Genomic DNA, 12,528 nt, shown 5'->3' with positions numbered 1-12,528 from the left:
TTAGTTAAGCTTGATAATTGGGGTAATTGGTTTCAATTTTACCTTTTGGTTGTTTATTTTAAAAGTGGCTCTGGTTTTATCAAAATTACTTAAATCTACTTTAGGCACTTTTGACACCTTAGCGGTTTTAGTTTTAACCTTAACTTTTTTAACGCTTTTTTTATTAATGCTATCCTTCACGGAAGCTGCAATTTGTTTTTCAATATCTAAAGAACTTGCGCTAGTGTCTAACTTAGTCAAATCATACTTTTGAATTAGTTTAGTTAGCTTATTGCCATATGCCATGTCGGTAGCATACGTAGCGGCTAAAGCAGATGCTGCATCCCGATAATTTACGGTGCTATCAGTCCAAGTACCTGAATAATAGTTAGGATCCGTGTCGGTTCCGTGACGTAATAAATCAGCATTATCTTGGATAGATGCCGTAGCATCAGGATACTTCTTGAAGTTAGCATTAGTAAAATATCGCTTACCCTTACCCGAATATTCAGCTGTAGCCATCATCACTGACTGACCATGATAACTACCTTTGATTCCAAAATAATTATTTCCGGAAACTGCTAAATCAGATTGTCCCCAATCACTTTCTAAAATCGCTTGAGCCATCATCACTGATGCATACAAATGATTTTTATGACTAACTGACACTACCGGTTTTTTAATACTTTCAATAAAATCTGTTTCTGCAGATGCTTGAGACTTAATTGAAGCTCCCCCAGTCAAAGCGCCTATTAACACGGACATTGTTAATAACAATCTAATTCCGAACCTTTTCATTAATTCTTGATACCTCCAACAATTGGCTTTTTACCAGTCATCAAATTATAACATACGATAAAGCATACAGCTAAATCACCAAAAAAGGAATCCTTAATTGGATTCCTTAACTATTTTAAAGGTCAAGTTGACTAGCAGCAGCTTCGTCTAAAATAACCGTTAAATTATCATGTTGTTGTAATACACTGGCAGGAACGTCTTCAGTAATGGGACCTTGAAGTGCTTCTTTAATAATTTGAGCTTTATTTTCACCAAAAGCTTCAAGCAAAATCTGTTTGGCACCCATAATAGAAGCAATTCCCATAGAATACGCTTTTTGAGGAACTTCTTCAGGGCTACTGAAGAATCGCGAGTTAGCATTAATTGTAGATTGAGATAATGCCACTTCATGAGTTTCTGAATCAAATGGAGTGCCGGGTTCGTTAAATCCAATATGGCCATTTTGCCCAATTCCTAAAATCTGTAGGTCAATCGGATTAGTCTCAATAATATGATTATATTGTTCAATGACCTCTGCTGCATCCAAATTAGTACCATCTGGAACATAAGACTTTTTGAATGGCTTGAAGTTAAATAGATTTTTTTGCATGAAATAATGATAACTTTGAGAATTATCAGGAGTTAGTCCTACATATTCATCCAAATTAATTGAAGTGGAATTACTAAAATCAACATCACTGGCTGCCAATGCTTGATACGTTGTTACTGGGGTGCTACCAGTTGCTAACCCAAATACTTTAGCACCGTTCTCTAAAGCTTCACTAAAAATTTGAGCGCCCTTTTTACCGCCTGCTTCGCTATTCTTGACAATAATGATTCTCATCTTAATCACCGGTCTTTCGTTTTGGTATAGTCCAATGATAAAACATATAGACCATTTTTGCAAATAAAAAAGAAAAGCAATTTGCTTTTCTTTCTATTTTTTATTCAACTGTAACACTCTTAGCAAGGTTACGAGGACGATCCACATCTAAACCTTTGTTAAGACTTGTGTAATAAGCCAACAATTGAGCAGGAATAACACTCAATAGTGGTGTAATCATTTCATCAACATCGGGAATAACAATAGTATCGTCATCCTTAGCAAGTGCTTGGCGAACAATTGTAATCACCTTAGCCCCCCGTGATAAGGTTTCTTGTAGGTTACTGCGAGTTAAGCTAGATGTCTTTTCTTGAGTGATAATTCCCACTACCGGAGTACCCTCTTCAATCAAAGCGATAGTTCCGTGCTTCAACTCACCAGCTGCAAAACCTTCAGCTTGAACGTAAGAAATTTCCTTAAGTTTCAATGCTGCTTCCAAGGAAACGGTATGATCAATGCCACGACCAATGTAAAAGGCCCGGCTAGCATCTACAAAGTATTCCTTAGCTAAATCTTCAATTTCTTCTTTTTCGTCAATGATAGCTTGCATTCCTGTAGCTACGAGACCTAATTGTTGTCTTAAATCAAATTCTTCAGCAATTACTTGTTCCTTAGCCATTCCGACTGCCTTAGCTAAAATTGCTTCGACTGCAATTTGGGCAGTGTATGCTTTAGTAGAAGCCACAGAAATTTCTGGACCGGCATTTAATAACATGGTGAAGGTAGCTTCTCGAGAAAGAGTGGAATTTTGAACGTTAGTAATCGTTAAACTCTTGTAGTTTTCCGCATTAACGTTTACCAAAACTTCTCGACTATCTGCGGTTTCTCCACTTTGAGAAAGGAAGATAAAGAATGGATTTTCACCCAATAAGGGTTTTTCATATGCAAATTCGGAAGCCACGTGCACTTCAGTTGGGGTGTGAGTTAATTTTTCAAATAACTTCCGGCCAACTAAACCAGCATGATAACTAGTTCCGGCACCAACGATATGAATTCGATCGGCTGCCTTAATAGCAGCGATCAATTCTGGTTCTACGTTAGTTTTACCAGATTCTTGTAAGTACATTTGAGCTAGCTTGCGCATTACATTTGGTTGTTCATCAATTTCTTTTAACATGTAGTATGGATAAGTACCTTTATCAGTTTCTTGAGCATCCATTTCTACGTGGAAACTTTCTCGCTTAACACCGTTACCTTCGCGATCTAAAATTTCAACTGAATTAGGGGTAATGGTAACTACTTCACCATCTTGTAATTCCAAGAATTCATGAGTTACATTCAACATAGCTAAAGCATCTGAGCAAACTACATTACAGCCATCACCTAACCCGATCAAAAGTGGACTCTTGTTTTTGGCAACATAAAGGGTTTCTGGATCATTACTATCCATCAATAAGAACGCATAAGAAGAGCCCTTAAGTAAACTAAGAGTTTGTAAGAAGGCTTCCTTAGTATTCATTCCTTGCTTAGCAAAGTAATCAACTAATTGTACAACGACTTCAGTATCAGTTTGACTGGTAAAAGTAACGTCACTTAAGTATTGAGCTTTAAGTTCTTTAAAGTTTTCAATCACTCCGTTGTGAACTAAATAAAAACGGTGATCTTGTGAAACTTGTGGGTGAGCGTTATCGACACTAACTACCCCATGAGTAGCCCAACGGGTATGACCAATGCCAGTAGTACCGTGAACTTCTGGTCCCACTGCTGCTTTTAAGTCAGCAATTCGGCCCTTTTCTTTAACTAAATAATCTGAGCCATTTTCATCATTAACGTAAATCCCTGCTGAATCATATCCCCGGTACTCCAGTTTTTGAAGCCCTTCTAATAAAATTTCCACAGCGTTATCGTTACCTGTGACACCTACAATTCCACACATAATCAAATCTCCCGCTTTCTAAATTGGTATAGACATAATTTTTAATAGTTATTTTTAAAAGAACATATATAATTTACTCAATTTAAACCCATTTGTCAATTATTTACGAAATAAACTTATAATATGTGAGTAAATTGGTCTAGCCGAATTTCACAAACTTTAGTAGGAGCTGAAATTATCAATTTATTTAGCTCTACTTTAGCAACGCTCATAAAAACCCCTGGAACTTATTCCAGGGGTTTTGATTAATCAATTCCGATTTCTTCTTTAACTACATCAGCAATTCGTTGAGTATAGTCATCAACTAAATCCTGAGTTGGAGCTTCTGTCATTACTCGTAACAATGGTTCAGTTCCGCTAGGGCGAACCAATACACGACCATCCCCGTGCATTTCTTCTTCAACCTGCTTAATTACTTCAGCGATCTTAGGATTGTCCATCGCATGCTTTTTATCACTAACCTTAACGTTAATTAGTCGTTGTGGATAAATAGCCACTTCACTAGCTAGATCAGAGAGGCTCCGACCAGTTTCTTTCATGATGGATAATAATTGTAAGCTAGTTAGCATACCATCGCCGGTAGTATTGAAATCTAAGAATACAACGTGGCCCGATTGTTCGCCACCCAAGTTATATCCATCTTCATTCATCTTTTCAACCACATAACGGTCACCAACTTTGGTTTGAACGCTATTTAAATTGTTGCGTTCCATTGCTTTATACATTCCCAAATTACTCATTACCGTAGTAACAATGGTGTCTTTTTTAAGACGCCCCCGTTCAGCTAAATACTTACCACAAATGAACATAATGGTATCACCATTCACAATATTACCTTTTTCATCAACAGCGATACAACGATCACCGTCTCCATCAAAAGCAATTCCGGCTTGTGCACCCAACTCTACTACCTTTTGTTGAAGTTGTTCTGGATGGGTGGAACCAACGTTAGCGTTAATGTTGAGTCCATCTGGTGAAGTTGCCATAGTTTCAAAATCAATATCTAAATCAGCATATAAATTAGTTACTAACTTACTAGTGGCTCCATTAGCAGCATCAACTACGATATTTAAACCAGTCAAATCAGTAGAAATTGTTTGTTCTAGGAAATGAATATACTTTTGGCTGCCTTCCAAGTAATCACTAACAGTTCCTAATCCTTCAGCAGCTGGACGAGGCAAAGTATCTTCAGAAGCTTCTAAAATAGCTTCAATTTCTTCTTCCATTGCATCAGATAACTTGTATCCATCAGCACCAAAGAACTTAATTCCGTTGTATTCTACTGGATTATGGGAAGCCGTGATCATAACTCCGGCATCAGCATCTTGATTACGAACCAAATAAGCAACCCCCGGAGTCGTAATTACTCCTAAGTTTAAAACTTCAATTCCGACTGATAATAATCCAGCAATTAAAGCTTCTTGTAACATTTGGCCAGAAATTCTAGTATCTCTAGCTACCAAAACTTGGGGTTGTTTTCTTTCGGAATGACTAGTTAATACAAAGCCACCGGCTCTACCACATCGAAAAGCTAGTTCTGGACTTAAGTCCTTATTTGCAATTCCACGTACGCCATCTGTTCCAAAGTATTTCATCTTTTAATTCCTCAGTTCTTTTCAATTATAATTTTGTCGATTTAACAATTTTAACGTTAATGCTAGTTGGTTCGAAGCCTGCTACGTCATTAAGCTTGTTATCTAAGACTACCTTTTTAGTCGTAGAGCTAGTGACATCACTAGTATCCACTTTAACTTGAGCTTGGGAAATTTTTGCTAATTGCTTGTTAGTTCCAAAAACTTTTACCCGTTTAGTATTACTACTCAACTTAAATTGGTTATTAGTTGCAGAATTCCCCCTAACTACTAATTTTACCCCAACTTCTTTACTATGTCCCGCGGCAATTGGTAATTTAACGTTAGTAGTTGCAGGAGTGATAACCACATTTACGGTTTTCCCTTTTGAATCAAGGGCTTCAATCACTGCTTGATTTTCAACCGTTGACTTAGCATTTTGAGGGACATTTAGTTGGGCAACAACTTGTTTTACTTTATTGATTTCAGTCATAGCCCCAGTCACCTTCACTGACTTAATATCAGTAGTAGGCGTTCCTGCCTGATAACCAGTAGCAATATTAGACTTGGTATACTTAACTGCTAAGGGATAACTAACTGTCTTTCTTGGCTGAATATCAACTTTTATATTAGCTGGTTCAAAACTATAGCGCAATTCACTATTAATTCCTTCTTGCTGAATTCTAACGGAATGACTGCCTACTCCTAAGTTAGATAGGTCAGCATAGACCTTAAAATTTTGAGTATTAGCAGTGGTAGTTACCAGCGCTGCCGGACCCTTTAAGTGTACAAGAACTTTTTCTGGATAACCAGTTACAAAAAACTTGTTACTATCAACCGTTAAAGACAGCGGTACTGAGACAGTCGCTGACTTGGTGGACGTTAGTTGAATAATCTTACTCCGTTGGCTAACATCACGGGTTGATCCCACTTTAGAAGAATCGGCATAAATAAATAATACAATGGCAAAAAATAGGGCTATGATTCTTAAAGACCATTTATTTGAGAGTGGATTTTTCATGATTTCCCTCCCTTAAAGTGTTTTTCAATGTAATTAGATACTATCATCACTAAATTTCTATGGGGATTATCAGGTGTATCCTTAATTAATTGCGTTCTGAAATATTTTAAATAATCGTCTTGAGTCATTCCCCGCAATAATTCATTGTTTTGAGTAATTGAAACCTCACCCGTTTCTTCTGAAATAACAATGGTCATTGCATCGGTTAACTCAGAGATTCCCACGGCAGCTCGATGTCTAGTTCCCAATTCCTTAGGAATCAAGTTACTTTGAGATAGTGGCAAATAAGCTGCTGCTACGGCAATCCGGTTATCTTTAATAATTACCGCTCCATCATGCAGTGGTGTATTAGGAATAAAAATATTAATTAATAGTTCACCGGTTACATCCGCGTCTAATTCAATTCCGGTTTCGATATAATCCTCTAATCCCGTATTCATTTGAATTGTAATTAATGCTCCAATTCGGCGTTTGGACATGTACTGGATTGCCTTATCTAATGACTCGATTAACTGATTAGCGGCCTCATTTTCACTCTTGTTGCGAGAAAAAAACGATCCCCGTCCTAAATGCTCCAACCCCCGTCTAATTTCTGGTTGGAAAATAATAACAATTGCAATAACTCCCCAATTAATAATTTGGTCCATAATCCAAGAAACCGTTGTGAGGCCAACATACCAACTGACTAATTTAATCAAGACAATAATTACAATGCCCCGCATCAATTGGACCGCCTTGGTACCTTGTACCATCAAAATTAACTCGTATAATAGGAACCAAACCACCAGGATATCAATCAAATTAATAAAATTTTGTATAGTAAAAATTGTGGACCAATCCATAGTCGTTCTCCTTAAATTATTCTTCCAGCCTATTATAGCGCAACTTAACGCCATAAGGCATCTCTAGCTATGAGAAACCACTGCAAATTTTGGATTTACTTAAATTTAATAAAAAAAGCTAATAATTCGTCAATTAGTTAGCATTTTCAACTTAAATAGAGTTTAATAGTGGTGAAAGGGAGTTGGCATTCATGAATCGACTACAAAAATGGGCAATTCGGGGCTTTTATCTTATTTGGCTGGGCATTTTAGCTGCGTTAGTAAAACCCCCATTTACCTTTTTAATTTTAAATACCTTTTTAGCTTATATTCCCATCGAATTAAGCTTTCACGTGGGAAAAAGAAAACCGCAAAACGGACTTTTGTTTTGGTTGATTTCATTAGTCTGGTTGTTATTTTACCCCAATGCACCATACTTACTGACAGATCTGTTTCATTTATCCTTACTTGAACCCTACGGCACTAATGGCTTGCTACGCCTAGATAATTCTATGTGGTTAAATTTCACGCTGTTAATTGTTAGTGCTCTTCCATCAACAATTTTGGGCATGTGGGGGCTGGGCCAAGTCAATGATGGGATTATTGATAGACTTCATTTACCTAAATGGAGTACTCCTATCGGGATAATCATTCTATCAATACTATCATCAATTGGTATTTTTATTGGTCGCTTTTTACGCATCCATACGATTTATCTATTCATGACTCCTTCCCTCTTTATTCAACCACTATTAAACATGTGGTCATCAAGGGCTATTCGTTTCATGATATTACTCACTTTGGTGCAATTAATCATCTATTGGTCACTGCATTTGATTAGTTCTACCAATAGTACAAAAAAAGACGAGGAAAACTAGAAACTATTGTTTCTAAGTGGCCTCGTCTTTTTTAATCTGATTCATTTTCTCCGTTATCAGTAATTAAAACCGTTTCAGAGTAATTAATATATTGTCTCAATTTAGTAGCTAGCGACCAATCTATGTGTCCTTGTTCCAATAAAATCTGGACCCCTTCACGTTCAGCTGCTAACCCTCGAACTCTAAGATTTTGATATTGGCGTTCATCTCGTTCAGCTTGAAATTGTTCTCTTTCAGTGCCTGCTCGTTCAATTTGATTTCGATAACGAACAATCAAATGATAAACTGATTGACTTTCAAACCTTTGCTGATCAATATCATCTCGTGCTAAATACGTAGAAAGACTTTGAATGGCTGCTTTAGCTTGTTCTCGTTGGGCTAATGAAAACTCAGCCATTTCCACATCCGTTTCCTTACTTTGGTAAAATCTTACAGCTAACCATTTTTTAGCCCGTTTTAGCCAGTAAATAATATCACTGCCGCGATGATTAGCATGAGCAATATAAGAATGCTGCAATTGAGTCTCTTGATGTGCTAGCCGTCTATTAGCAAAAGTATACGTTTTGTCGGAGATAGCATTTTCAGCATGCAGCTTTTCTAATGCTTTTCGTTCACCTGCCAAAGCAACTCGCCGTAATGCTAATTCGTCAGCTAATACCTTGTTCATTGCATCAGTATCCTGCAATCGCAACTCTAAGTTACGAATTAAGAATTGATAGTCCAAAATTAGTTCAAAGACCTCTCGAGAATTTTCCTCTCTACGCTCTTCTTCAATTCTTTGAATAGCCATTTTCATAATATAAATTTGAGCTTCGTCTTCACTAATTTTTTCAGCAGATGCTGGTTGTTCACTAGTTTCCCCAAAATTAGCATTGCGAGATGCTGCAAGTGCTCTAGTAACAATTGGTCCCTTACTAGCCGAAACTAGTGGTAACGTAATGGTTGCTGCAACCAAGCTAATAATTATGACACCGGCGGCTACAAACAACATTAATGATCTAGCCGGAAAGGCCGAACCGGTGTTAATAACCAGTGGTACTGATAATACCCCGGCCATGGTAACCGCCCCGCGCACTCCAGATAAACCGGCTAGAAGCGACATTTTAAAGCTATAACGAATAGTTTTAGTGTTGATAGCTTGCTTCTTAGATCTGTTAGCTACCTGGTAAATAAAAATCCAGAGTACTCGAATTAAGAGTAAAATTACCCAAACTAAAAATGAAATACCAAGGGCACCAAGTGTGCTAATTTGATCATCAACGATTAGTTTAGTCGTAGCTAATGGCAGCTCCACTCCTAAGATTAAGAACACAATTCCATTTAAAGTATAGATAATAATATCCCAAGTTTTTTCTCGTACTAAGGTTAACTCTGGTTGATTTTTAATGCCGCCATCGTAAATATGAGAAATAATTCCGGCAGTTACCACCGCAATAACGCCTGAAGCGTGAGTTAGTTCTTCCGTCAGTAAATAAATAACGAATGGAGTTGTGATTTGTAACACCGTAATAAAAATCACATCGTTAATCCCATGGCGATAAAGCCACTCTTCTAATAATAAAATGGCAATCATCAAAATGGCCCCGACGGCAAAGCCCACCAAACTAATGTAGGTAAAATCTAGAGCCGCCCTAGAAAGAACGAATGTCCCACTCACCGTAGCTGCAATAGCATATTTAAACGCAATTAGTCCACTAGCATCGTTGATAAGACTTTCGCCACTCACTAAATGCAATACATTTTCAGGCAAAGAGACCCGTTGAGAAATGGATTGCACTGCTACCGGATCGGTAGGAGACAAAATTGCTGCTAAAGCAATGCAGACAGCTAATGGCATGGTAGGCATCAGTAAGTGAAACGCAAAGCCCCCCACGATCGTTGTTAAAAAGACTAGCCAAATAGCATTGGCCATAATGGGTCCGCGAAGCTTCCAAAGTTCCTTTTTAGGAAAGCGCCGTCCATCATTAAACAATAACGGGGCAACAAATAACAATAAGAACCAATCAGTTTCTAATGGAATCGTTGTTTTAAACACCAACGCCATTGCCAACCCTAATCCAACTTGAATTAAACTAACTGGAATTGCTGGGATAAAGTGATCCAAAATATTGGAGACCAGTACTAAACTAATCAGCATAATTACTGATTCTAATATTTCCAATTAAGTAACCTCCTTATACCCGGGGATTTTCTCCTAAGATTCGCACTTCCGTTTCTAACTTTACGCCAAATTTAGCCATAACGGTTTCTTGAACGTGACGAATTACGTCCATGTAGTTGGTTGCAGTAGCTCCACCGACGTTAACGATAAATCCAGCATGCTTGGTAGATACCTGAGCACCACCGATTTGAAAACCTTGTAAGCCCGCATCATGAATTAACTTGCCGGCAAAGTAGCCAGTAGGTCGTTTAAAGACACTTCCACACGAAGGCAATTCTAATGGTTGTTTAGCTGCTCGGCGTTCATTTAAATCATCCATTTGATCTTGAATAGCCACTGGATCTCCCGGTTGAAGGGTAAACGTAGCACTTAAGACAATATCATCGTTATCTTGAACACTGCTATGACGATAACCAAAGTCTAATTCTGCTGCATTTAGATGCTTAAATTCTCCTTGGGTCGTTAAGACCTCTGCTCCAGTAGCGACCTCTTTAATTTCTCCGCCGTAAGCTCCGGCATTCATGAAGATGGCACCCCCCACACTACCAGGAATGCCTGCAGCAAATTCTAAGCCAGTCAGACTGGCCCCTTGAGCTACTTTGGTAACTTCAATAATCGCAGCTCCTGCACATGCTGTAATTTCATTTTGATTCACCTTAACTTCGGTCATTTTAGTTAAAATAATTACTAATCCCCGAATACCGCCGTCTCTGATAATCAAATTACTAGCATTTCCAATAACGGTAACTGGGACTTGATTGTCATTAGCTGTTCGAACTAATTCTTGTACCTGTTCTTTAGTAGTAGGAAATACTACTACGTCGGCTGGTCCGCCAGTTTTGGTATTAGTGTAACGTCCCAACGGTTGATCAAAATACATTTCTAGTTGGGAATTGAAACGTTCTTCAAATATTTCTCTTGTCTGCATATTCTCGATCCTTTTTTGTTTAATACCTTATTTTACCCGATAATTAGGGCGTTGAGCAAATTACTTCCTTGCATTTTATTATTTCAACCGTTATACTTTTGACGATTGTGAGGTGATCAGATGAACTTTGTAGCAATGGACTTTGAAACGGCATCTAGAAAACGAGCTAGTGCCTGTTCAATTGCTCTAACCCTAGTTGAAAATGACCAGGTAACTTCTAAATTTTATTCTTTAATTAATCCTGAAACCAGCTTTGACTGGCAAAACATCAAAGTGCACGGTATCCACGAGGCTGATGTAATGGATGCCCCTACTTTTCCCATGATTTGGGAGCATATTCAGGACCTATTCGCATCACAACAATTGATTGTGGCCCATAACGCTTCATTTGATAACAGTGTCTTAAAAAAATCATTGGAACGCTATGAAATTCCACTAGTTAAATATCCTACTTTAGATACCGTCAAAACTTCTCGTAATTTCTATCCGCAGTTTGAAAATTATAAACTAAATACAGTGTGTGACCAATTAAATATCACTTTAGAAAATCACCATAACGCTCTAGATGATAGCGTTGCTTGTGCTAATATTTTAATTACCCAAGAACAACAATTTGGTCACGCTGCCATTTCACCATTTATTAAAATGCAAAATTAAAAAGGCCTAACCGTTATGGTTAAGCCTTTTTTAGTTGCCGTTTCATCTGGTACTGTGCGCGGTTTTCATTTAATGTTTTTGTAACCTCAAATTCAAAATTGCTATACAACTTCACCGCAGCAATATTATCAACATAGACAGAAAGTATCAAATCCGTTAGTTGACTGTAATTTTCAGCCCAATCAACGGTCATATCTAATAAAGCCGTTGCAATCCTATTTTGTTGAAATTCGTTCAGAACCGCAATGCCTACTTCACCGGTTTGATCCACTTCATCAACCGTCACCACCCCGATTAATTGGCCATCATACTCCGCCACTCCCAAAAAATTAGTCCGAGTTTGATTAATTAATTCAATTTGGTGAGCTTCCATTTCGGCAGTAATTTGGGATAAATCTGCATCCACTAAAAAAGTATCAGATTCTGTATCTAACTGGTGCAATAACGTTAAAATATTTTGTGCATCCGTTGGTTCAGCAACCCTAATATCAACTTCAGCCATTATACTTCTCCCAATTCAGCTAATAATTTTTCGTAATGCGAACCTTTAGCACTAAGAATCGCTACCCGAGAGTTATCGCCATTTTCATCGTTACGTTCGAATTTAATTCGTAAAAATTCATTGGGGAGTTCAGCTGCCACAAATTCAGACCATTCAATGACCACTACCCCATCGCCATTAATGTATTCCTCTAGGCCCAGTTCTTCACCACCACCATCTTCTAAGCGATAGACATCCATATGATAAAGTGGCAGCCGACCAGTTTGATATTCTCGGACAATTGTGAACGTAGGACTTTTTACTGGTCGGTTGATCCCTAGTCCACTTGCTAACCCTTTAGTGAATGTAGTTTTACCAGCACCTAAATCCCCATCCAGCAAAATTAAATCTTGCGGTTGGAGCAATTGGGCTAATTTTTGGCCCAATGCCATCGTTTGTTCAGGAGCATTTAGTTTAATTGTTTGCGTCATTTGG

At 37.9% G+C, this 12,528-nt stretch carries 12 protein-coding genes; 2 read left to right on the top strand and 10 right to left on the bottom strand.

Annotation, left to right across the window (positions count from 1 at the left end):
* From OXT66_RS06735 to cdaA, 6 genes are all read right to left on the bottom strand, one after another.
* Nucleotides 1–777 (bottom strand): glucosaminidase domain-containing protein, encoded by a 777-nt coding sequence (locus tag OXT66_RS06735; RefSeq protein WP_268596605.1) that lies wholly within the window; start codon nucleotides 775–777, stop codon nucleotides 1–3.
* Between the two features lie 115 nt (nucleotides 778–892).
* Complete coding sequence (locus OXT66_RS06730) at nucleotides 893–1,600, bottom strand: glucosamine-6-phosphate deaminase (protein ID WP_268596604.1); 708 nt, start codon at nucleotides 1,598–1,600, stop codon at nucleotides 893–895.
* 100 nt (nucleotides 1,601–1,700) lie between these two features.
* Entirely contained in the window at nucleotides 1,701–3,515 is a 1,815-nt protein-coding gene (glmS, locus tag OXT66_RS06725; RefSeq protein ID WP_268596603.1) for a glutamine--fructose-6-phosphate transaminase (isomerizing), read from the bottom strand.
* 245 nt (nucleotides 3,516–3,760) lie between these two features.
* On the bottom strand, nucleotides 3,761–5,110 hold the full coding sequence (glmM, locus tag OXT66_RS06720; protein WP_268596602.1) for a phosphoglucosamine mutase: 1,350 nt from the start codon (nucleotides 5,108–5,110) through the stop codon (nucleotides 3,761–3,763).
* A gap of 25 nt (nucleotides 5,111–5,135) precedes the next feature.
* Entirely contained in the window at nucleotides 5,136–6,107 is a 972-nt protein-coding gene (locus tag OXT66_RS06715) for a YbbR-like domain-containing protein (protein WP_268596601.1), read from the bottom strand.
* Nucleotides 6,104–6,949 (bottom strand): diadenylate cyclase CdaA, encoded by an 846-nt coding sequence (gene cdaA, locus OXT66_RS06710; RefSeq protein ID WP_268596600.1) that lies wholly within the window; start codon nucleotides 6,947–6,949, stop codon nucleotides 6,104–6,106. The genes OXT66_RS06715 and cdaA overlap by 4 nt, the downstream gene beginning before the upstream one ends.
* Nucleotides 6,950–7,140: 191 nt before the next feature.
* Between cdaA and OXT66_RS06705 the strand changes: the two genes are divergently transcribed.
* Nucleotides 7,141–7,806, top strand: a complete 666-nt coding sequence (locus OXT66_RS06705; RefSeq protein ID WP_268596599.1) for a DUF1361 domain-containing protein — start codon at nucleotides 7,141–7,143, stop codon at nucleotides 7,804–7,806.
* 31 nt (nucleotides 7,807–7,837) lie between these two features.
* On the opposite strand, the gene OXT66_RS06700 is transcribed toward OXT66_RS06705, so the two are convergent.
* Both OXT66_RS06700 and murB read right to left on the bottom strand, forming a co-directional pair.
* Nucleotides 7,838–9,967 carry a cation:proton antiporter gene (locus OXT66_RS06700; RefSeq protein WP_268596598.1) on the bottom strand — a complete coding sequence of 710 codons (2,130 nt, stop codon included), beginning with the start codon at nucleotides 9,965–9,967 and terminating at the stop codon, nucleotides 7,838–7,840.
* A 13-nt stretch (nucleotides 9,968–9,980) separates the two neighbouring features.
* Nucleotides 9,981–10,895, bottom strand: coding sequence for a UDP-N-acetylmuramate dehydrogenase (gene murB, locus OXT66_RS06695; protein WP_268596597.1), 915 nt, complete (start codon nucleotides 10,893–10,895; stop codon nucleotides 9,981–9,983).
* Nucleotides 10,896–11,015: 120 nt separating this feature from the next.
* Here murB and OXT66_RS06690 point away from each other — a divergent pair, with 120 nt between their 5' ends.
* Nucleotides 11,016–11,552 carry a 3'-5' exonuclease gene (locus tag OXT66_RS06690; RefSeq protein ID WP_268596596.1) on the top strand — a complete coding sequence of 179 codons (537 nt, stop codon included), beginning with the start codon at nucleotides 11,016–11,018 and terminating at the stop codon, nucleotides 11,550–11,552.
* Nucleotides 11,553–11,571: 19 nt separating this feature from the next.
* Here OXT66_RS06690 and OXT66_RS06685 read toward each other — a convergent pair whose 3' ends face one another.
* Together OXT66_RS06685 and tsaE are read right to left on the bottom strand one after the other, a co-directional pair.
* The gene (locus OXT66_RS06685; protein WP_268596595.1) at nucleotides 11,572–12,054 is read right to left on the bottom strand and encodes a GNAT family N-acetyltransferase; all 483 of its coding nucleotides are present in this window, start codon (nucleotides 12,052–12,054) and stop codon (nucleotides 11,572–11,574) included.
* On the bottom strand, nucleotides 12,054–12,524 hold the full coding sequence (tsaE, locus tag OXT66_RS06680; protein WP_268596594.1) for a tRNA (adenosine(37)-N6)-threonylcarbamoyltransferase complex ATPase subunit type 1 TsaE: 471 nt from the start codon (nucleotides 12,522–12,524) through the stop codon (nucleotides 12,054–12,056). Before tsaE ends, OXT66_RS06685 begins: the two co-directional genes overlap by 1 nt.
* Nucleotides 12,525–12,528 lie beyond the last annotated feature (4 nt).

Origin of the sequence: Lentilactobacillus senioris (assembly GCF_026798195.1) — a bacterium.
GTDB lineage: Bacteria > Bacillota > Bacilli > Lactobacillales > Lactobacillaceae > Lentilactobacillus > Lentilactobacillus senioris_A.
The sequence above is the reverse complement of the archived record's forward strand: the minus strand, read 5'-3'. Positions and strand labels throughout refer to the sequence as shown.

Excerpts from the sequence above, each read along its gene's own strand:
- OXT66_RS06685 (WP_268596595.1), bottom strand. The coding sequence starts at position 12,054 with ATGGCTGAAGTTGATATTAGGGTTGCTGAACCAACGGATGCACAAAAT.
- OXT66_RS06690 (WP_268596596.1), top strand. The coding sequence starts at position 11,016 with ATGAACTTTGTAGCAATGGACTTTGAAACGGCATCTAGAAAACGAGCT.
- murB (WP_268596597.1), bottom strand. The coding sequence starts at position 10,895 with ATGCAGACAAGAGAAATATTTGAAGAACGTTTCAATTCCCAACTAGAA.
- OXT66_RS06730 (WP_268596604.1), bottom strand. The coding sequence starts at position 1,600 with ATGAGAATCATTATTGTCAAGAATAGCGAAGCAGGCGGTAAAAAGGGC.
- tsaE (WP_268596594.1), bottom strand. The coding sequence starts at position 12,524 with ATGACGCAAACAATTAAACTAAATGCTCCTGAACAAACGATGGCATTG.
- OXT66_RS06715 (WP_268596601.1), bottom strand. The coding sequence starts at position 6,107 with ATGAAAAATCCACTCTCAAATAAATGGTCTTTAAGAATCATAGCCCTA.
- glmM (WP_268596602.1), bottom strand. The coding sequence starts at position 5,110 with ATGAAATACTTTGGAACAGATGGCGTACGTGGAATTGCAAATAAGGAC.
- OXT66_RS06735 (WP_268596605.1), bottom strand. The coding sequence starts at position 777 with ATGAAAAGGTTCGGAATTAGATTGTTATTAACAATGTCCGTGTTAATA.
- cdaA (WP_268596600.1), bottom strand. The coding sequence starts at position 6,949 with ATGGATTGGTCCACAATTTTTACTATACAAAATTTTATTAATTTGATT.
- OXT66_RS06705 (WP_268596599.1), top strand. The coding sequence starts at position 7,141 with ATGAATCGACTACAAAAATGGGCAATTCGGGGCTTTTATCTTATTTGG.
- glmS (WP_268596603.1), bottom strand. The coding sequence starts at position 3,515 with ATGTGTGGAATTGTAGGTGTCACAGGTAACGATAACGCTGTGGAAATT.